The organism is bacterium (assembly GCA_019695335.1).
Taxonomy (GTDB): Bacteria; CLD3; CLD3; order SB21; family SB21; genus JABWBZ01.
In genome coordinates this window covers 1-20039 of the sequence record JAIBAF010000022.1, presented here as the reverse complement: position 1 = coordinate 20039, position 20039 = coordinate 1, and the positions used below count along the sequence as shown (strand labels likewise).

Below are 20039 nucleotides of genomic sequence, written 5' to 3'. Positions count from 1 at the left end.
GAGGCATGACTTTAAAAAAAAAGAGAACTTTATGACACGAACAGTATTCCTTTGGTTAACAATCTTTGTGATGGTCACACCATCACGAGCGCAGGAAAAAATGATTTTTAAAGGAACCATTATAGATAACAAAGGCGAAAAACTGGCTTTTGTAAATGTCTTCTTCAAAGATGGGGATTATGCCGGCGACGTGAGCAATGACAGCGGTTACTTTGAAATTAAAACTTCGGTTCCAGGTCCTCGGACCTTGGTCGCCGCTTTAATTGGTTATGAAACTTTTCAAAAAGCGATCCAGCTTCCGCATGAAGCTTTCATTGAAATAGCGCTTGAGGAGAAATCGCTCGATTTAAAGGAAATAACCATTGAAGCAAGTGCGTACACCGGCGGTGAAGGTAAAGTGACGCTGAATAAAATTGATGTCTATACTACTCCGGGAGGCGCTGCCGATATTTTTCAGAGCATTAAAGTCCTGCCGGGAGTTGTGCAATCGGACGAAACTGCTGCTTTGCCTGTTCGTGGCGGAAGCCCGTCGGAAAATCTGATTCTGATTAATCAAGCGACACTGAGTCATCCGTATCATAGTGAGAACACGGCAGGTAACGGGCTTTTTACGGTTGTTGAAACGGCTGTCATGAAACGGTTGTACTTTTCCAGCGGCGGTTTTTCAGTTAAGTATGGCAATGCGTTGTCAGGCGTATTGGATATTGAAACCGAAAATCGGATCCAGCAAAACCGATTTAACCTCGATTTGAATATGGTCGGGGTCGGCGGCGGGCTTCTCCGGGTTGTGAATGATAAAGTCAATGTACAACTTTACGGAAAAAAAACGAGTACGGACCTTCTTTTTAAATTGAACAAGCCTGCTTTCGATGTCGTTGAAGATCCGACATCGTCGAATGTTACCGGAATTGTGAACTATAATTATTCAAAAACAGGATTAATTCAATTGTTTGGACTCTACAGCGATGATGCGCAGAAATTTGATCTCACGCTTCAATCCAGTCAAGGCCGGTATGATTTGACGTCATCGAATCAAGTCGCAAGCTTATTATGGTCGGATGTTATCCGAAAATCATGGTTTTCGAAAACGGCGCTTTCTTTTTCGGGTTACAGCAATCGCTGGGAGTTTTTTGATTGGTACCGCGATAATTATGAATATAATCTAAAATTGCGATGGGACAATACGGTCGAAATCAATTCAAAAATGATACTGCTGTTCGGCTCGGAAGCGTATCTCGACCGATATGACATGAATTTTTTGCTTCCGAAACGACGGGGAGAATTTTATCCCGGCGCTGACAGTGTTCGCACTCAAAGTAACGATCATTCTTTTGTGCAGGGCAATTACGTCGAATTGCAAAATAAACTGGCACGTCTTTGGTCGTTGTCTTTAGGCATACGTGAAGATTATCATTCATTGTCGCAGTCTTTGACGGCGGATGTTCGTGGATCGATTGCGCACGAAATTGCATCGAATACATTCTTGAGATTTTCTGTGGGATCGTTCCATCAATATCCCGGAATAACCATGTATGATCAAAACTCCGGAAATCCCGATTTAAACCCTATGCAGGCCGTTCATACCGTCGTCGGATATGAAAAAAATATGGATGCCGTACAATTGAAAATCGAAGGATACTACAAATGGTATACTAAACTGCCGCTTGAAGATGATCAAAAAAACTATGTCAGTAAAGGCAAGGGTTTTGCGCGGGGCCTCGATTTTTTCATCAAAGGAGGTATTGGACGCACATCAGGCTGGATATCGTACAGTTTTATTCAGACACAGCGCTCGGAGTTGGATGTTCTTACCCGTCGTCCGACGATATACGATGTCACGCATAACATCAAAATTGTCCAGAAAACACGATTAGGGAAAGGATTTGAATGGTCATCAACGGCGCGGTACGCCAGCGGCAGGCCTTTCACGCCTATTGAATCCGGATCGTATGACGGACAATACTGGAGACCTGTTTATGCTCAGAAAAATTCAGACCGGTTCCCGGCATTTAAGCGGATCGATTCACGTCTCTCAAAACTCATTTTCTTCGGCGAACGGAAATACATTGTATTGTATATCGAAGGACTGAATATTTTTGGGTTTAAAAATATTCTCGATTACAGTTATTCGGAGGATTTTGCACAACGCAATGAAGTGAAAAGTTATTTCAGTAACCGAACCATTGTAGCCGGTTTTAGTGCAAGTTTATAAATGCGATTGTAGTTAAACCGATAATTCAATATTTTAAAGGAATCTTGTATGACGGATCAGGAAAAATTTCAGCAAGCGCAACGCCGCGTTTCAGAGTTAAAAAATTTTTATGGTCATCTGATAACGTATCTTTTGATCAATATCTTAATGGTGGTTTACAATATGATAACTTCTCCTAATTACTGGTGGTTTTATTGGGTCACATTCGGGTGGGGCTTCGGAATTCTGTCGCACGCTGCCCGCGTGTTTTTGATTGGCGGTCGTTTGGGCCGAGAATGGGAAGAAAAGAAAATCCGAGAATATATGGAGAAATAATCATGAAAAAGTCCTTTGAACGGCGTCTGTTTCATGAAATACTAATGTATCTTGGAATTAGTTCGGCATCAGCGTTCATTTTCGGAAGTCTATATATTTCCAACTGGACGTGGAAATCGTATCAATTCTCATTTCTCGTTGCGACCGTATTTTATATTGTTATGCGCCTGTTGCCGGGATATGCAGCGCCGAAGATCGTATCAAAAATTGTTCCGGCAGGTTTTAAACGGTCAGTCAAAACGGTTGCGATTGAATTAGGCGTGTTTGCCATGTCAGGATTACTTGGAACCTACATTGTGTTGACGATTATGACGTTGATCAGCGGAAAAAATTTCTTGGGTTCGGCACGCCTTGTTTATACGCAACTTTTTATCGGATTGATCATCACCCTGCTCGTTTCGACCAGTATTTATGCAACGATTTTCTATCGTGAAATGATCCATAAAATGTCCGAAGTGCAACAAGCAAAAGAATTAGCCATACAGTCGGAGCTTAAAGCATTGCGTGCGCAAATCAACCCGCACTTTTTATTTAATACGCTCAATTCCATTTCCGCATTAATTGCCGTTGATCCTAAAAAAGCCGATCGTGTCACTCAAAAACTTGCAGATATTTTCAGATATGTTTTGATTGCATCGGAGAAGGAAGAAGTTACTCTTGAAGAAGAATTACGTTTTATCGAAAATTATTTGGAAATAGAGCGTGTTCGTTTTGAGGATCTTTTAAAAATCGAAAAACATATCACCGAAGAATCGCTGACGCTGTTCGTTCCAAGTTTGATTTTGCAGCCTATCGTCGAAAATGCGCTTAAACATGGCATAAGCAAAAATATTAACGGCGGTACACTGACACTGCGATCTTCGTTAGAAAACGGTTTTCTGATCGTAAGTGTGGCCGACGATGGTGACGGATTTGAGCGGGAAGAAAAATCTGACGGATTGGGTATCGGCTTGGCGAACGTTGATCAACGTTTGAAAAAAACCTATGGCCAACAATTTGGCGTTCAGATTGAATCGGACTTACCAAAAGGTGTGAATGTTCGCCTCACTCTTCCAGGGAAACATCGGGGCTAAAACTATGGAAGGAACTGTCTTAAATGCTCTAGTCGTCGACGATGAAAAATTAGCGCGCGACAAACTCAAACGACTTTTAGAAGAATTGAATGATCCGGGATTAAGTGTGATCGGCGAAGCTAAGGATGGACTGGAGGCTATTGAAAAAATCGAATCGCTCAAACCGGATGTCGTGTTTCTCGATATTCAGATGCCGGGCCTTAGCGGATTTGAAGTCATTCGTAATCTGAATTACGTACCTGCCGTCATTTTTTCAACCGCTTATGATCAATACGCCATTCGCGCATTTGAAATCAATGCGACGGATTATCTGCTTAAACCATACGACAAAGAACGTTTGTCGGCTGCCATAGGAAAACTCAAACGAATTTCACCTGGCCAGGATTTGCAACGAACGGTCAAAAAGATCGTAACCGATCTGATGCAATCGGCGGGTCAATCTTTTATTGAATTGTTACCGACACGCGTTAATCAACGGATCAAACTCATCAAAACGAAAGATGTCCTATGGTTTGATACCGAACACAGCATTACGTTTGCTCATGTAAGCGGGCATCGCTACGATCTGAAATACACATTGGATGAATTGGAGGGGCGCCTCAATCAAAAAGATTTTTTCCGAACGCATCGGTCGGCAATTGTTAATTTGCATCACATTACCGAAATCGTTCCATGGTTCAACGGACAGTATAAGTTGATCCTGAATGATCCGGCCAAAACTGAACAAATAGTCAGCCGTGGCCGGGCTCAGGAATTGAAACTGTTACTGAATCTTTGATTGCGATCATGGGTCACTATGTAATTAGCACATACAGGGTTATCAGAAGTATCTTTGATTGTAATAAACAAAGTAATGACGGAGTCAGGCTCTGTACATATATTGTCAGGAACTACAGTCGTCTTATATCTGTTTGATGGGTCTTCAAAGGAGACGTCATTATCGGACATAAAGCCACTATTAGAACCAGTAACATTAATAATTGGAAATTATTTTTCATAATCCTCCGCCGATAAGTCAGATTATCAACCATTCTTTTTCGAATTAAAATGTAAATGATAGTTCGGTGACTATCTTGGAGGATTGGCCTAATTGTCGCCCTTCTAAATGGTGAATGATCGGCAATTGATAATTTAAACCTATCGAAAATTTACTCCAGGCAAAAAGCACATTGGGTGAAATCAACACGGTATGTCCGCCGCTATTGTCGATGATTTCATCAGATTCCAGTTCATGCCCTTCCCATTCTCCGTCGAGATTTAATCCCATCGCCATACGAAACCGATCGGGGTCTTCATCGATTGAAATCATGTTTTTGTTGGTATCGTAGACGTAGTATCGTAACCCGGCCCGGTAATTTACAAAATCGCCAAAGGTGAAATGGTGCGCGCCTTCCGTATTATACCGATATATAAAATCAGCAAGCATTTCCCAGCGGTTTATTTCTTTAGAAGCATCGATTATAAAAATATAGTCGATGGAACCGCTTCCGCTTTGCACATGCATGTGTGCCACGTCGCCGTCGTCAAGTTGTTTATTGGTTTTTCCAGTTGGCAACTTTATTCCGGCCTGAATAGTGATCCGCGAAGAATAATTGGGGCGTGAATTATGATAAACATCAAAGCCTGCAATTAAGCCGACATCCCCTAATCCGAACGTCGATACTTTTTCATAACCGGTTGTCATCACATCCTTTGTCGTACGCTTTGTGAGCGGAATTATAGCGCCCAAACTCCACCGCTCGCTTAAGCGATAATTAATCAACCAATTCATTGTTATATACCGTTCGTAACTTCCATTTTCCAAATCATCTCCGCCGTGAAAAGCTTGCGATTCCTTTAAAAGTGCAGAACGGAATGGCGAAGCTTCTAATATATGGGCGTGTGCCGATCCATAAATGTCTGACAAATTGGTATAACGAAAATTGAGACTGAAAGTAAATTTAGATTGCGCTGAAGGCATACGGCATTGGCAATTGTCACAGGCTGTGGCCGAATAAGCGGAAAGGATTATCAGTAGAACGAAAATCGATTTCATTTTATTTTCCTTTTTAATGATGTACACGACTAAATAAGCATTGAAATGTAACTAAAGCTTCATTGACAGGACACTTTGTTTGGGGTCCTGATCGAAGCTCATTTTGTCCAGGTTTGAACAAAATTTGAGGGTATAACCGGCGTACATCGACGAATAATTATCGCTGCCGTCGCAAGTCAGTTTACACATTAAGCATTTATCGATAACGTGATCTTGTTTGCCATCGGTGGAATCTGCGCTGACAAGAAGTGCTGCCGTTGCAGAGTCCGCGACTTCATTTTGTTTTTGTGATGGTTGATTACTGCACGCAACGTAGATCAAGGCTATTGACATTATTGTAATTATACGTACGCTAAAACTAAGTTTAGAGCTTTCCATTTTTCTACTCCGCTTTTGTAACATTGAGGAAAATATCGTTATTGCCGACGTAGGGCGACGGCAAAAGTTGTATTACAAAATATCGATGTTAGAATCAGGAATTGGGAGGGTGATCAACGAGGCAATAAATGGGTGAAGGCCATTGTAAGAAATGAGGACCTGAAGGTTTTATCTTTTTTCCAGGCTGGATTGTCAGAAAATTTGAATGCAAGCTGCAATAGAGTATTTCAAACAATTTTTCTTTGAGCGCCGGAACAGAATCTTTTTTTTGTTGATGATCTAACTGTTTCCTAAGCTGGCATCTTCCCTGGCACGTGTTATTCAGTTCGTCTTTTTTCACGCAAGTTGTTTTGGCAATGACAGCCTGATTGATTTTAAAATTTAAAATAACAGCCAGATTACCAAAAGGCTGAAGTAAAAGAACCGTGGCCGTAAAAACGCAAAAAAAAGATCGCATGAGTGCATTCAAATTGGTTAATCGGTCAAACAATACGTTAATCTTCAGAAATAGTCAACGGTTTCGTTTCAGAAAGAGGATGATTTATTTTTCTTTATTATAAATAGCCGGTCTTTTTGCCAGAAATGCTTCGATTCCTTCCTGACCGTCCGGATGCGCGGCACACGCGGCTAGCGCAAAGCGTTCATTCTGAATATGCGTTTCAAAAGACGTATTAAAAGAATCGGTGAGCAATTGTTTTGACCATCCGAAAGATGACAACGAAATTTTCAGAACATCGTTGAGTAAAACCATCGTAGTGTCGAGGAGTTGATTGGGCTCACAAACACGCGTCGCCAGGCCGAGTGTCAATGCCTCCGACGAAGAGATGGGTTTATCGAATGTTAAAATTTCCATTGCTTTGGCGAATCCTATCAAGCGCGGGAGCGAAAATGTACCGCCGCCGTCCATGGACAATCCGTTGGAAGTAAAGCCTTGCCGTAATACAGCCGTAGTGGACATGACGCGAAAATCGCACGCGAGAGCGAGTGAAAAACCGCCACCGGCGGCTATGCCATTAATGGCGGCAACAACCGGTTTGCGCATCCGCCGGATTTCAAGAATACCTTGATGAAACCGGCTGGATAATTCGTGAAAAGCCGCTGGAAGTCCGCCGTCAAATTGACGTGCCCAGCTTAAATCGCCGCCCGAGCAAAATGCTTTACCTTCACCGGTGATTAAAATGCCGTGAACTGAATCGTTTTTTGCATACGCGACTACATGGCGCGCCAATTCAGAAATCATTTCGAGATCGAGTGCGTTGTAACTTTGCGGACGATTGAGTTTAATGATCGCGATGCGATCACGCATTTCCGTTAAAACTTTTTCGGACATGATAGTTCTTTCTTCAAATTTTATTTGTTAGAAGTCAGGTTTAAATTTCCGTCCAGGTATTTCAGATTAAATTTAAACCGGTCGATGCGCCATGTCTCGCCGATTTTTCGAAGATGGAAATTATAACTGCCGACGAATGTTCGCGTGTTCCTATCGGTCGGATTTGGAAAATAATGACTGGCAATCCCATAACAAAAAGCATCGGCTTCGTTACCGGTTACGGCAATTTTATAATTGCCAGCCTGGTGATGAATGGCTTTCAAGTCTTTGAGGCCGGTTTCCCACCCGCCGGTAATTTGCTGAGGGGTTAGCCGGGTTGGTTCACCGCCTGTCAACGACGTCATGTCAAATAAAACCGTATCGGCAAAACACGACTGGACTTTACTCCAGTCACGGTTATCCGTACTTACAAACAAATCATTGATTACGTCCATAATTGCATTTTGATCGGTGAGCATTCGAACCTGCATCGCCAGTTTTTGATCGGTCTGTTGACATGCGACGATGACGAGTAAACTTGCAATGAACAATCGTTTCATACAATTAATCCTTTTAGAATTCTGTTATGATAAATGGGCCGATGCTTGGTTAAAAATTTTAGTAAAACTTTCCTGTACGGATTGAACTGGCTGCGATTGAATTGGAAAAGGATTGACGTGCGTATAGTCGTGTTCAAAATCCATAACGTCCACGCGAACAGGGATATTGCGGTAGTCTCCTTTTAATGTATTCAATACTTCCGCTGGCGGAATCACTTCGTCTTTGGCCAATGTAACGGCTTGAATACGTTGGCTCAGGTTTTCCATACGATCTTCTCGCATGCGCTTTAAACGGGGATTGCTCAGCATTGAACGAAAATAAAGCCCTGATGGATGCAACTCGCTGAAATAATGTCCCAATCGTTCGTCCCGTTTCATTTCATTGTCCAGATGTTCCATGAAAAATGAATAAATAGTCACTGAAGCGGCGCTATCCAAAATATAACGCGATACTGGGTACATCCGGTCAAGCGTAGGGCCTCCGCAAAATATAAACAAGCGAGAATCGGAAAATAAACCGCCCGGATCATTCATGAGTACTAATTCCGTCAGAAAAGCGCCGATAGAATATCCGAAAAGATCGACCATTGCATGAGCCTGAATATGAGGATGATCGTTGCGACGGATTTGCCGCAAGAGTTGGATCAGGTCATGATAGGTTTGCAATCCGGACCAGAAAAAACGTTGAGGCGTTTTATGGAGACGTGTGCTGATAGCCGCATTGACAAAGGAAGAATGGGCAATCGTATTAAATTGTTGTTTCCGCTTTTCGGAAATGGATTTCATTTCTCGGGGATCGCTCCAAGCAGCCGGCGCGCGATTCATGTGAAAAGCTATCGGAAAAAGCACAACAGCCTTGTTCGTGGATTCCGCTAGGGTCAATGCCCACGGCAGATACTTGTCCCATGATTTTTCATTAAGGCCATGCAGCAAAAGAATAGCGCCATCGGCTTTCACGGTACGCGAGGATTTGAAAATCGAATAACGAAAACGCCGGTTGCATTCAAAACTGCAGTCGGGTGCATCTAAACTCGGATGTCCTGGAATATCGGCGTCACCGGTTGTATATGATTCATGAAAAGTAATGTCATGGTTCCGGCAATAATAATCGATTCCTCCCGGCAGTACGTCGCTATTTTCCGACACAAACGTTTCATGAATGATGACCATATTACGGTCAGGAATTTCTACGCGGTCAAGGGCGTCGTTATACAAAGATTGTAATAAAGTATAATCAGATTGATACGGCATAATGAAGCACCGTTAGGTAAAATAAAAAATATAGAGAAAACATCGAAAAGGTATGGTATATCCAAATAACTCGCAAGCATAAGCATAAAAGATTAAAACTTGATGGGATAAAAAATTTCACTTATTTTGGTTTGGGTTCAAGCACTATCATGCACACAAGAGGGAACATTCCATGTTTGTTTATTCCAACCGATGGCCGTCGGGCATCGTACGTGAAAACGTACAAAGAATTTCAGAAAAACTCATCCAAGCAATTTGGGACAACTTATTCCTTACGGTCGATGACATCCGGACGACGAAAAACCTGTCTGTCAAAATTCTCGACCGGGGCCAATGGAATTTTGATGCGGGGCCGGATTTTATTGGCGCCACGATCAGAATCGGTGAAGAAGTTTTAGTAGGCGACGTTGAAATCCATTGGCGTTCATCTGACTGGAATCTTCACTTTCATACGCACGACGAGAAATATAACCGTGTTATTGTGCACGCGGTTTTCATCGACGATGACCCATCGCCGCAATCTTTCCATACTATTGAATTGAAGAACTTTCTTGGCGGATCGATAATCGCCTTGTCGGAGCGGATTCAAAAAGCGAATTCCAAAAACGATTCTATCTACTGCTATGATCAGTTGCCGGCTATTCAGCCTGAAACGGTTAAAAACTGGATTCTTCATAACGGATTGTTACGATTAAAATTCAAAGCCGGTGAGATCAAACGACTGAAAGATACGTCGCAATTATCCGTGGATGAAATTTTTTACCGTGGAATGATGGAAGCTTTAGGGTTTTCTAAGAATCGGAAACCGTTTTTGCGGTTAGCCGAAATTATTCCGTATCGACTGTTAGTCCAATTAATTCAGGAAGATGAACCAAGCCGAGCGTTGATGCGTATGCAGGCGATTTTGCTTGGTGCAGCCGGATTATTGCGGCATGATCTGCCGGATGCAACGTCCGTTCCTTTTATTCAAAGGCTTGAAGATTTATGGGCTGAATTTCAGAATCAACACTCGGTCGTTCCCATGCAAGAACGTGAGTGGAAGTTTTTTAAATTGCGTCCCGCCAATTTTCCGACCATGAGAATTGCTGGTATGGCCAAATTCATTACAACCTTTAAAAATGAAAGTCTCGCCGGTATTTTTCTTAATATTTTAAAATTGCATTCGGATCCAAACACAATCATTGCCGAAATGGAAAAGAGCCTGATCACGACTTCATACGGATATTGGAGTACCCACTATGCATGGGGCGATGAAGGCAAACGAGGCCACACCGATTTGATTGGAGAGCAGCGTGCTTTTGAAATCATTGTTAATGTGATTTGGCCGATCTTATTGATGATAGCAGAAGAAAGTGCAGACAACGGTATGATTATAAAATTAATTGAAGTTTATGGTAAAGTTGTAAGCCGTGAAAAAAACACGATTACACAGGCGATGAAACGCCAATTGGAAAACCGCTGGGGGGAAAATCAAAAGACGCCCTATTCCATGCAATATGCGCAAGGCTTAATTCAACTTCATCATCGCTGCAATGAATACAACTGTTCGTCGTGTCCGATTTTTGATACGCTGATGGCGGGCAAGAGCTGACAACTACGAAGCATACAATTGACTGTAAATCCATCGATCAAGCATAATCTTACGGATGTAACTTCCCGTTTCAAGCAGCTCTACAATTTCAGGAAATTCTTCAGGTTCATCGGCATCGTAATATTTCATCCAAAACGTAGCACGGTGAGGGCCGGCATTGTAGGCGCCTAAAATTGCCGGGACGTAATTTTTGTAAGTTTGTGCCTGCTGATGCAGATAAAACGAACCCAGGCGGATGCTTGATTCAGGGTTTTGTAAATGCATAACCTGAAAATCATCCAAGTTTAGCAGGCGGGCGAGTTCGTTGCCGGTAAAAGGCATGATCTGCATCAGTCCAACTGCGCGTGCCGATGAAATGGCATTGCTGCGAAAAGCGCTTTCGGATTTGACTAATGCCAGGAGTAAGTTCTCATCCAATCCGTGTACGTGCGCATAATGCTGAATTACGGGAATATAATAACGCGGATAAAATAATTTAGTATACTCATCCGAAAAATCCGATATCTGTTTTTTATATTTTGTACGTAGTTTGACTGCTGCATCGACGGCTAAGTTATATCCACCGATATATTCGGAAAAGCTTTTTAAAAATTTCGTCCGTTCAAAAGTTGAATAGTATTTGTCCTTCAGTGGCAAAAGCTCTCTTTCCGCGTACGTCGGATCGAGCACATCGCAGCCGATCCACGCCTTGGTAAATTCCGGTTCCAATGTCTGCAGCACTTCATCCGGCGCATCAATGAAAGGATCATTTTCAGTGGTCCGGATGCGCGGTTTAATTTCATTTTTTAGCGCCGACCAAAGGTTGCCGTGAGAAGTTTGTGTGTGTGAAAAGACGTCAAATAAATTTTTCACTTCCGAACGGCCGGACAACATCTGGGCGCCGAGCATTCCGTAATAATCCGAATAACGCGACGTAGCGAGTTGGACATAAAGGGCTTGTGCCTCTTTGGGGCGGTTCATTTTTTCATACGATTTGGCAATCCAGTAGCGGCATCGCGATTCCATAAACGGCAGCGTGTTTTGCAGCAATTGGAGTTTGCTGACTGCCTCACCGTACTCTTCCATTTTGTAATAGTTAAATGCTTCACGGAACGCGGCGTGATAACCGTAGAGCGATGAACGTTGAGCCGTTTTTTGAACATCGCGGTACCAGCGATTGGCTTCACGTAAACTTGCCGTGTCGCCTTTGGCGGAATAATTATTTGCAATTTCATACGCGATGTAATTTTTCCACGCTTTGTTCAGCGCAACATTTTTCAGATAATCTTGATAAGCTTTGATGGACAGATCGAGTTGATCGCTGTACCGCGCCGCTTTAGCGAGATTGAAAAGCGCTTCTTTATGGCGGTATTTATTCCACAATGCCTGATACCGCGGAACGGCAGCTGAAAAAAGTCCTTGGGCGTTGTACACTTTGGCAATGGCATAATCGATGGATTTTTGGTCGTCATCGGCGGGATAGCGGATTTTCGCTTCGGCTAATTCATTGAGCGCTTCCTGGAAATGTCCTTGCAAAACTAAAACTTCATTACCGGCGATAAATTGTTCGGCAGTGACCGGACTGCCAATTTTCGTTTTGATTTGCTCGATAAGTTGTTTGGCCTGATAGGCTTCGTCTGTATACCGAAAATTATTGATCACGGTACGCAATTCATCGAGTGCCTGTTGATGGCGTCCGCGATTCCAGTGCGACCAGCCGGTGAGAAGCGTAACGACAGGCTCGAACTGTAATTTATACGATTTGTCGGTTTTTATTACGTTGTCAGCCGAAGCCAGAAAAACATCCGATTCATTGAAGCGTTTACGGCTATTGAGTAATTGAATCAAAGTAATGCGTGTTTCCATTCCAAAAACGGAATTCGGAAAAGATTGAAGCAATTGTTTGTAAGTGTCGATGGCCTGATCGGTGCTGTCGGGAAAAGACGTGTAGGTACCAGCCAGTTGGTAAAGAGCGTAATCGCCCATCAATGAATCTTCTGCGGCAATGTGCCAATAGGGTAATGCCTTCTCGGATTGGTTCAAATTTTTGTAACTGAATGCGATTTTAAAATTAAGCCGGAAATCATTTTGCAATTCCGGCGCAAGGTCTCTCGCAAACAGTAAATGAGTTAGCGCGTGAGCGTAATCTTTTTGCTCATAGAACTGGTTGGCGCGTAACATAAAACCTGCGTATGGCGTATCCGAAGGGACATCAATGTAAGCAGCGAATGGATTACGTTTGGAATGATCGTTATGGAAAGAAAGGGCTACCGGGAGGACAATAAAAAAAGGAATCAGTTTGGCGTAGCGAACCAAAAGATGGAAAACCATCATTCAAAAAACTCCTTCTTGGTGAGAGCTTAATTAAAATTAAAATACGCAATGAAGCGCGAAAGCGCAAGGTTATTTAGGGGTTAGAGATATAAATTTGATCCATTAGAATGTAAAAAACATGGGATAGTCGTTGCTAATTTTGATGAAATCGGTTACTTTGGCGTGTATTTTTTAAAGCAGGAGAAATTTCTATACAATGAAGACCATTCTGGGGAAAGTCGCTCAATTTTGTTATGAGCACTACCGCATTGTGTTGCTGATACTGATCGCCATTACGGTTGTGTCAACGCGGTACATGATGGATATTAAAATCAGTACCAATAATTTTGATTTGCTGCCGCAAGATTCGAAATTGATCAAAGAATTTTGGGAAGTGAATGAAGATTTCGGTGCGCCGGAGAGACATATTATCCTTGTTGAAACGAACGATTCTTTACCGCCGGAACCCGATCTCATCAAATCCTTTGCGCGGCAAATGGGTGATTTGCTGATGCAAACAGGCATGGTGGCATCGGTAAATTATGCCGTGACCGATCAGGACAAAGCTTTTATTGAAGATTTTTTTGTCAAGAACGCGTTATTGTATTTATCCGAAAGCGACCTGGATACGGTATTGACGAAGTTTGAGGATCATGAGATTGAACGCCAGATTTTGAATTGTAAAAACATTCTGAATGCTCCGGTTCCGCCGGATCCGCTGATCAAAAAAGTTCTGCGCGAAGATCCGCTGCTCATTTCAGAGTTTTTTCTTCCTTACATCGAAAAAATGCTCGGTCCGCAAAATGCTTCGTTGATCCGGGATAAAGAAAGTTATTATTTATCTAAGGATCGCCGGACTTTGCTTATGTTTGTCAAACCGACCGGCGTACCCAACGACACCAAATTTTGTCATGAAATAGTCAGCCGAAATCAGGTACTGGTTGATTCACTGCTATTGACAATGGGGGAAGAAGGGTCGCGACTCAAGATCACTTTGGGCGGTAATTACGTGTCGGCTTTGACGAATGCGCGAGCGGTCGAGCAAGGATTGATCAATAGTTCATTCATGGTTGTGATCCTGATTCTGATCCTGTTTTATTTCTTCTATGGTAATTTTCGCGCTTTGTTTTTTATTACGGCGCCGATTTTGGCCGGTGTGACATGGGTTTTTTGTTTCGGCGATTTGCTGTTTCAAAAAGTTAATATCATCACCGCTTCTGCCGGAGCGATGTTATTGGGGCTTGGCATTGACTATTCCATTCATATTTATAATCGTTTTATCGAGCAGGAACAGCACACCCGGCACAACAGCGTAGTTCAAAATCTTGTGATTACGTTTCGCGAAACTGGCGTCAGTGTTTTTTACGGCGCCGTCAGTACCGCCGTAGTATTTGCTGTTCTGATGGTGACTGAATTCAAAGGCCTGTACGAACTTGGTTTTCTTGGCGGCGTGGGAATTATGATTTTATTTGCCGCCGTTTTATTTTTTATGCCGGCCGAAATCCGTATCCGTGGCCGGAAAATTTTGAAGGGAAGACCTCTACAGACGACACTTAGTAAATTACTGGACGCTATTTCGAAATTTGTGCTCCGCCATCCCAAATATATTACTACAACCGGGATTGCCATTGCCGTAATTATGATTTTGGTTTTGGTTGGGGTAGTTCCAAGTCAGGATCAAGGTTTGGGCGTGACGTTTGATGAAAATATCGAGAACATTCGCAGCAAAAATGACGTCGATTTGAAAATGATCAAACGACTGCAGGAAAAATTCGGAACGCACTTCAAACCGATCAGCGTTGTTTGTACTGCACAAACCGACGAAGAACTGATTGAGCGGCTGCACAGGCTCAATCAAAAAATGGATGAGTTAGTCACAAAAGGTATGGTCAAAGATTATAATTCTCTGTTGCGTTACATTCCTTCGTTTGATCAGCAGGAAGCGAACATTGCGAAAATCAAAAACCTCGATGTTGAAAGCATTCTTTTTAAGGTGCGACTAGAAATGTCCAAAACCGGTTTACGGATGAATTATTTCCGCCTCGACCGTTTGCGCAACATGCTGACCGTAAGGGAGCCGATCACTTTGCATAGTTTTCAGAGCGAGGGCTTCGGCGATATCATGAAACATTTTTACGTTGAGAAAAACGGGGTCAAAAAAGTGATTACGCAGGTTGAGTTAACCGGTGACTCCTATGAAATCGACATTGTCAATGATTTCATTCGTGAGTTGCATCGGGATTCAAAACTCGATACAGAGCATACGATCATAACCGGCATTCGCGTCGTAACAGCGGAATTTCTAAAATTAGTCAAGAAAGATTTTGGCATCGCCGTGATATCGTCAATGATTACAGTACTTCTGCTCGTTATCATTAAATACAGAAATTGGCGGGCGATCCTTGTATGTGTGGTTCCGCTGATTTTTTCGATTTTGTGTATTTTGGGAACGATGCGTCTTCTGGGAATCAAAATCAATTTCGTTAATATGATTTGCGTCCCCCTGTTAATAGGATCGGGCGTCGATTATGGAATTTATATTATTTCGCGCTATCTCGAAGATTTGCGTCATGATGTTTTTGCCGCGATACACGAGACCGGCCAATCGCTTTTTCTTTCAGCATTGACTACCGTCATCGGTTTCGGTTCACTTATATTTGTAGACAACCGCGGCCTGTCCAGCTTAGGTTATATGTGTTCATTTGGCATAATCATTTGTTCCGTGTCGTCGGTGTTAATTCTTCCCGCGATGCTCCGGCTTTGGGGTAAACGTATTTGGCGTGAGAACCTGGAAATGGAACAGATCGCGGCAGGTATTTCTGATGGCAACGGCCACCTTGCAAAAAAAACCGTTGAAACCAAAACGGCCAAATAGCAGGCCTACAAAAACGGAAGGAGTGACAGGTGCGTTTAATCATTGTTAGTTTAATAGCAACGTTGGCTTTTGGCGGATGCATTCCCAATCCCATCTATACTTCCAAAAAAGATCGCATCAAAAAGAAAAAAGAAGTTCTGACCGATAACACGTCAACGCTTCCCAATGGAGGGCTAAATGGCGGTGTTGCCGTAAGCATAGCAGCGGGAAGCATTTCTAAAGATCAACAGGAAGCAATGATCAGGGAAATCGATTCGTGGCTGGGGACGCCGTATAAATTTGGCGTTGTTGAAAAAAACAAAGGCGCCGATTGTTCGGGGTTTGTCGGATCGGTTTTTAAAAAAGTTTTAAATGTTGATTTGCCGCGGCAATCGGCCGACATGTATGCGCTGGGTAAACCGGTAGAAGAATCAGATCTGGTGTTTGGCGATTTAGTGTTTTTTCAGAATACGTATAAAGGAGCGCAAGGCGCGTCGCATGTCGGTATTTATGTCGGTAATGATCGATTTGCTCATGCCAGTACTACCGTTGGCGTGACGTATTCCAACTTGACAGAACCGTATTATTCTCAACATTTTCTCGGCTATAAACGCGTTATAGGAAATTAAATTATGCGCCGTTTAAAATCGTTATTTGACAATAATCGCAAGTGGGCGGAAAAAATAAAACAATCGCATCCCGGATTTTTCCAGGAATTGTCCAAACAACAATCTCCAAAATATCTTTGGATCGGATGTTCGGACAGCCGCGTTCCGGCCAATGAGATCGTCGGACTCTTGCCGGGCGAATTGTTTGTTCACCGCAACGTTGCCAATGTCGTCGTGCATACGGATTTCAATTGTTTGTCCGTGATCGAATATGCGGTTGACGTGCTTGGCGTAAGTGACGTGATCGTCTGCGGCCATTACGGATGCGGCGGCGTTCGTGCCGCGCTGGCGAATTCACACCTAGGATTGATCGATAATTGGTTGCGTCATATTCGCGATATTTATAAAAAACATCAGACGCAATTGGATGCTATTACCGATGAAAAAATCAAACTTGACCGTTTATGCGAATTGAATGTTATCGAGCAGGTCAATAACGTATGCAATACGACGATTATTCAAAAAGCTTGGTCACGCGGTCAGGAGTTATCGGTACATGGATGGGCGTACTCCATCGAAGACGGCCTTTTAAAAGATCTGAATGTGTGTATCACAAGTGCGGGCGAAGCGCTTTCGAGCTTTTAGAAATTTTTTTGAAATCCAATAAAAAAAGGCGAGCTATAAGGCCCGCCTTTTTTATTCTAACTATTCCAAAGAGCTTAGAAATATACCTGCCAATTGACGGCGACCAAATTCGCTGCATAATCGCCGTTTTTCTTCGAGAATTTGCCGTAAATATAGTTTAACTGAATTTTAGAATTTTTTTCGACAAAGTAATTGACTCCGAAAGTTAAACGCGTTCTCGGAACTTCTTTGCTCGCCGTTTCATAATTTGTTGATGCGTATTCGTATCGCACGCCCGGCTGCCATTGATCGTTCAGCTTATACAAAACTGCGACGTATCCTGCAGGCTGAGATTTCTGCGGTTTTACTTTTCCGTCTTTGGCGAAAATTACTTCGCCGTAAGTTGTAATGGCATTTTTAACATAAGCCGCTTCGCCGCCAAACCTGTTTTGCGGGGTTTTGCCGTCGTTACCGTTATGGCCTTTGTAAAAAGATCCACCTATTGACAATCCGTCCATCGGTTTGACGACCACGCGTCCGGCAAAATCTTTTTGCTGATTACCATCCGTTTTATTTTGGCTGTTACCTTGGATGATCATCAAGGCGCCTTCTACAAATTGATTGGGTTTGGCGCTGATTTGAAGACCAAGGTCGCGTTTGTCTCCGAAAGAGCGAACCGATTCAGCACGTTCGATAAAATTAAGTTTAGCACTCGATTGAAGGCCTTCATATGTGAGTGGATATTTGAATTGTCCGACCTGAAGATCGAGTTTATACTGTTTATTGAGATGATAGGTGATGAAAACGTCTTGGAGAATGGCAAAATCGGATTGTTTTGTTTTGGCTTTGTCAACAACGGTGTTGGTATCGGGTTTGGATGAACTATTGGCCAAAAGTTTAGCCGGGTCAAACATCACGGTAAACGCAACTTTTTCGCTGATATCTCCGGTGAATTTAATTTCAGCACGGCGAATGCGAAACGTGTTGAAGGTCTCATTGCCTTTGTCTTTGTTTTTAAAATTGGTAGTATTCCATAACTGGATCAGCGTACCGAACCTGACTTTGGAAGATTCGCCGGTTGTCACAGATTCGTCCTTCTTTTCTTCTTGTGCAAAAAGTCCGATTGTAAGGAATAAGCACACGAATAGTGTCAAGGATCTCATGATTCTCCTTTGTAATTGTTAGGTTAAGAAATTTTTAACACGCAATTTTAGATAGGTTAACTTAATGTTAACGCAGAATTATATTAATGAATTGTTATCTAAATATTATCTAAAAGATATTAAATGGTAAATTTTGTTAAAATGTGCCTGAAAATTTTAACTAGAACGGATGCTCCAGGGAAAGGTATAAAAATATATCAGTACCTTTATCCGATCCATTAAGTTGGATTGGTACAGCCAGTCCAGGAACGATTTGCAAATTGCCTGCGTTATGGGCGTAACGTAAACCGGGATTGATTACATAAACATTGTCGCTGCCATCGGGAAATTCGGACAAAAATTCAGCCATAAGATTCAAGGTAGGTGTTGCCAGCCAGATCAAACTTCCGCCCGCAAAAAAATTTGCTTGTTCGTCTTTTTGTAAATAGGTGACCCCGGCGTTGACGTGGGCGGCCCATTGAGCGGCAATCCGGCGGCTGACCGGTAGGTTGAATTGATATCCTGTTTGATTGTCACTTAGTTCATCCTTACCGGTCGGTAAAATGAGCGAAATTCTCGGAGCAACGGCCCAATGGTTGTCATCAAGCAATTGGTAACGGTAATTGATCATTACATCCCCAAATCCGGAAGTCTTATCCGGCCAAACGTAAGGAATGCCGTAACTGAATTGATGGCGTTGAGACCATAGTGGCCATTCCTGAGTAAACAAAAACTCGACATCTTTATTATGAGTTCGGACGCCGTTAAAAATATGCTGGACGACACGTGATTCCTGATTATAAGCTTCTTCAATTAAAAATGAATTGTCTGCAATTGCTTCAGGATATTGATCTTGAGCATTAATTGTTGCGTGAACTGTAACGACCAACAACAATAGTAATATCTGTACCATACGGCTCCTTTCTAAAAAAAATATTTAATAACAAAAATATATACTTTCAGAAATTAAGATCAATTTCTAAAAATTTTCATCACTAGCGGTTATTACGCCAATCATTTTATCCTTGCAAAAACAGAGTACAAATTAGTACTATATACAAGCTTTAGTGTTTGACTAAGCAATTATATTTATGTGTTGTTCCGTTTTAAGATTATTCATAGTTTGATCGTTAGGAATCAATCAGACCCATCTCCGAGGCTTTCGGATTAGGATTGATTTTCTGCACAGCAAACAGCCTCCAACTCTACTTCATTTTCCGACAGCTCAGTATGAATTATCGGCAAACTTAAAATGGCCGATTCATTAAATATAATTGCCGCTATTGGTACCTCTATGTGCCAATTTGAGGATGATCCGTCGGCTTTGCATAACGACCAGTATTAACTCCAAGGAGTAATTGTTAATGCGTTTTGGAAAAGTATGGGATTCATATTCCCGTGATATCAAATTAATGCTCACATGTGTTATCGCGGGTATTGCGGTTGGTTTGTCGGTTGTTTTTTTTCACGGGATTCTAAAGGCTTTTGAGAACATGATAACTGCGTTTCAAACGGCCGAACTGAGAGAGTTTTTACCTCTCGTCCCGATTATTACGGCTTTAGGAGGATTGAGCGTTGGTTTGCTGGACCATACAATTTTTAAGGGAATTACAGGAGAAGGCTTTCGAGGCGTTGTCAAAGCGATTGCGATAGAAAACGGTATCATGCGCCGACGGCATACGCTCAAAGCCATTATTACATCTGCTTTTTCCATTTCGACGGGCGGAGGAGCCGGACGCGAAGCCCCAACGGTTATTATGGGAGCCTCTCTCGCATCCGCGGTCGGCCGGCTATT

17 protein-coding genes are annotated in these 20039 nt (G+C 42.5%); 9 read left to right on the top strand and 8 right to left on the bottom strand.

Annotated elements, in window-relative coordinates; all coding sequences use genetic code 11:
• Nucleotides 1-31 precede the first annotated feature (31 nt).
• Genes K1X84_07545 through K1X84_07530 form a run of 4 tightly spaced genes read left to right on the top strand, consistent with a single transcriptional unit; the run spans nt 32 to nt 4378 of the window.
• On the top strand, nt 32-2212 hold the full coding sequence (locus K1X84_07545; GenBank protein ID MBX7151478.1) for a TonB-dependent receptor: 2181 nt from the start codon (nt 32-34) through the stop codon (nt 2210-2212).
• Between the two features lie 48 nt (nt 2213-2260).
• The gene (locus K1X84_07540) at nt 2261-2527 is read left to right on the top strand and encodes a 2TM domain-containing protein (GenBank protein ID MBX7151477.1); all 267 of its coding nucleotides are present in this window, start codon (nt 2261-2263) and stop codon (nt 2525-2527) included.
• A gap of 2 nt (nt 2528-2529) precedes the next feature.
• A complete protein-coding gene (locus K1X84_07535; GenBank protein ID MBX7151476.1) occupies nt 2530-3600 on the top strand; it encodes a histidine kinase in 1071 nt (356 codons plus the stop codon).
• Between the two features lie 4 nt (nt 3601-3604).
• Nucleotides 3605-4378, top strand: coding sequence for a LytTR family DNA-binding domain-containing protein (locus K1X84_07530; protein MBX7151475.1), 774 nt, complete (start codon nt 3605-3607; stop codon nt 4376-4378).
• 264 nt (nt 4379-4642) lie between these two features.
• Here K1X84_07530 and K1X84_07525 read toward each other — a convergent pair whose 3' ends face one another.
• From K1X84_07525 to K1X84_07505, 5 genes are all read right to left on the bottom strand, one after another.
• Nucleotides 4643-5635: a transporter gene (locus K1X84_07525; protein ID MBX7151474.1), complete on the bottom strand. Its 993-nt coding sequence runs from the start codon at nt 5633-5635 to the stop codon at nt 4643-4645.
• Nucleotides 5636-5686: 51 nt separating this feature from the next.
• The gene (locus K1X84_07520) at nt 5687-6013 is read right to left on the bottom strand and encodes a hypothetical protein (GenBank protein ID MBX7151473.1); all 327 of its coding nucleotides are present in this window, start codon (nt 6011-6013) and stop codon (nt 5687-5689) included.
• 541 nt (nt 6014-6554) lie between these two features.
• The gene (locus K1X84_07515; GenBank protein MBX7151472.1) at nt 6555-7343 is read right to left on the bottom strand and encodes an enoyl-CoA hydratase/isomerase family protein; all 789 of its coding nucleotides are present in this window, start codon (nt 7341-7343) and stop codon (nt 6555-6557) included.
• Between the two features lie 20 nt (nt 7344-7363).
• The gene (locus tag K1X84_07510) at nt 7364-7882 is read right to left on the bottom strand and encodes a nuclear transport factor 2 family protein (protein ID MBX7151471.1); all 519 of its coding nucleotides are present in this window, start codon (nt 7880-7882) and stop codon (nt 7364-7366) included.
• Between the two features lie 24 nt (nt 7883-7906).
• Nucleotides 7907-9133: a hypothetical protein gene (locus tag K1X84_07505; protein MBX7151470.1), complete on the bottom strand. Its 1227-nt coding sequence runs from the start codon at nt 9131-9133 to the stop codon at nt 7907-7909.
• A 172-nt stretch (nt 9134-9305) separates the two neighbouring features.
• On the opposite strand from K1X84_07505, the gene K1X84_07500 reads away from it, so the two are divergent.
• On the top strand, nt 9306-10724 hold the full coding sequence (locus tag K1X84_07500) for a DUF2851 family protein (GenBank protein MBX7151469.1): 1419 nt from the start codon (nt 9306-9308) through the stop codon (nt 10722-10724).
• A 3-nt stretch (nt 10725-10727) separates the two neighbouring features.
• Here the strand turns inward: K1X84_07500 and K1X84_07495 are convergent, their stop codons facing one another.
• Complete coding sequence (locus tag K1X84_07495) at nt 10728-13037, bottom strand: transglycosylase SLT domain-containing protein (protein ID MBX7151468.1); 2310 nt, start codon at nt 13035-13037, stop codon at nt 10728-10730.
• 196 nt (nt 13038-13233) lie between these two features.
• Here K1X84_07495 and K1X84_07490 point away from each other — a divergent pair, with 196 nt between their 5' ends.
• Genes K1X84_07490 through can form a run of 3 tightly spaced genes read left to right on the top strand, consistent with a single transcriptional unit; the run spans nt 13234 to nt 17123 of the window.
• Complete coding sequence (locus tag K1X84_07490) at nt 13234-15891, top strand: MMPL family transporter (protein ID MBX7151467.1); 2658 nt, start codon at nt 13234-13236, stop codon at nt 15889-15891.
• Nucleotides 15892-15920: 29 nt separating this feature from the next.
• On the top strand, nt 15921-16499 hold the full coding sequence (locus tag K1X84_07485; GenBank protein ID MBX7151466.1) for a C40 family peptidase: 579 nt from the start codon (nt 15921-15923) through the stop codon (nt 16497-16499).
• A 3-nt stretch (nt 16500-16502) separates the two neighbouring features.
• A complete protein-coding gene (gene can, locus K1X84_07480; GenBank protein ID MBX7151465.1) occupies nt 16503-17123 on the top strand; it encodes a carbonate dehydratase in 621 nt (206 codons plus the stop codon).
• Nucleotides 17124-17197: 74 nt separating this feature from the next.
• On the opposite strand, the gene K1X84_07475 is transcribed toward can, so the two are convergent.
• Nucleotides 17198-18265 carry an OprO/OprP family phosphate-selective porin gene (locus tag K1X84_07475; protein ID MBX7151464.1) on the bottom strand — a complete coding sequence of 356 codons (1068 nt, stop codon included), beginning with the start codon at nt 18263-18265 and terminating at the stop codon, nt 17198-17200.
• A 160-nt stretch (nt 18266-18425) separates the two neighbouring features.
• Nucleotides 18426-19157, bottom strand: coding sequence for a transporter (locus tag K1X84_07470; protein MBX7151463.1), 732 nt, complete (start codon nt 19155-19157; stop codon nt 18426-18428).
• A 451-nt stretch (nt 19158-19608) separates the two neighbouring features.
• Between K1X84_07470 and K1X84_07465 the strand changes: the two genes are divergently transcribed.
• The coding region (locus tag K1X84_07465) for a chloride channel protein (GenBank protein ID MBX7151462.1) at nt 19609-20039 on the top strand (431 nt) is incomplete at its 3' end.

Excerpts from the sequence above, each read along its gene's own strand:
- K1X84_07545 (MBX7151478.1), top strand. The coding sequence starts at position 32 with ATGACACGAACAGTATTCCTTTGGTTAACAATCTTTGTGATGGTCACA.
- K1X84_07540 (MBX7151477.1), top strand. The coding sequence starts at position 2,261 with ATGACGGATCAGGAAAAATTTCAGCAAGCGCAACGCCGCGTTTCAGAG.
- K1X84_07535 (MBX7151476.1), top strand. The coding sequence starts at position 2,530 with ATGAAAAAGTCCTTTGAACGGCGTCTGTTTCATGAAATACTAATGTAT.
- K1X84_07530 (MBX7151475.1), top strand. The coding sequence starts at position 3,605 with ATGGAAGGAACTGTCTTAAATGCTCTAGTCGTCGACGATGAAAAATTA.
- K1X84_07525 (MBX7151474.1), bottom strand. The coding sequence starts at position 5,635 with ATGAAATCGATTTTCGTTCTACTGATAATCCTTTCCGCTTATTCGGCC.
- K1X84_07520 (MBX7151473.1), bottom strand. The coding sequence starts at position 6,013 with ATGGAAAGCTCTAAACTTAGTTTTAGCGTACGTATAATTACAATAATG.
- K1X84_07515 (MBX7151472.1), bottom strand. The coding sequence starts at position 7,343 with ATGTCCGAAAAAGTTTTAACGGAAATGCGTGATCGCATCGCGATCATT.
- K1X84_07510 (MBX7151471.1), bottom strand. The coding sequence starts at position 7,882 with ATGAAACGATTGTTCATTGCAAGTTTACTCGTCATCGTCGCATGTCAA.
- K1X84_07505 (MBX7151470.1), bottom strand. The coding sequence starts at position 9,133 with ATGCCGTATCAATCTGATTATACTTTATTACAATCTTTGTATAACGAC.
- K1X84_07500 (MBX7151469.1), top strand. The coding sequence starts at position 9,306 with ATGTTTGTTTATTCCAACCGATGGCCGTCGGGCATCGTACGTGAAAAC.
- K1X84_07495 (MBX7151468.1), bottom strand. The coding sequence starts at position 13,037 with ATGATGGTTTTCCATCTTTTGGTTCGCTACGCCAAACTGATTCCTTTT.
- K1X84_07490 (MBX7151467.1), top strand. The coding sequence starts at position 13,234 with ATGAAGACCATTCTGGGGAAAGTCGCTCAATTTTGTTATGAGCACTAC.
- can (MBX7151465.1), top strand. The coding sequence starts at position 16,503 with ATGCGCCGTTTAAAATCGTTATTTGACAATAATCGCAAGTGGGCGGAA.
- K1X84_07475 (MBX7151464.1), bottom strand. The coding sequence starts at position 18,265 with ATGAGATCCTTGACACTATTCGTGTGCTTATTCCTTACAATCGGACTT.
- K1X84_07470 (MBX7151463.1), bottom strand. The coding sequence starts at position 19,157 with ATGGTACAGATATTACTATTGTTGTTGGTCGTTACAGTTCACGCAACA.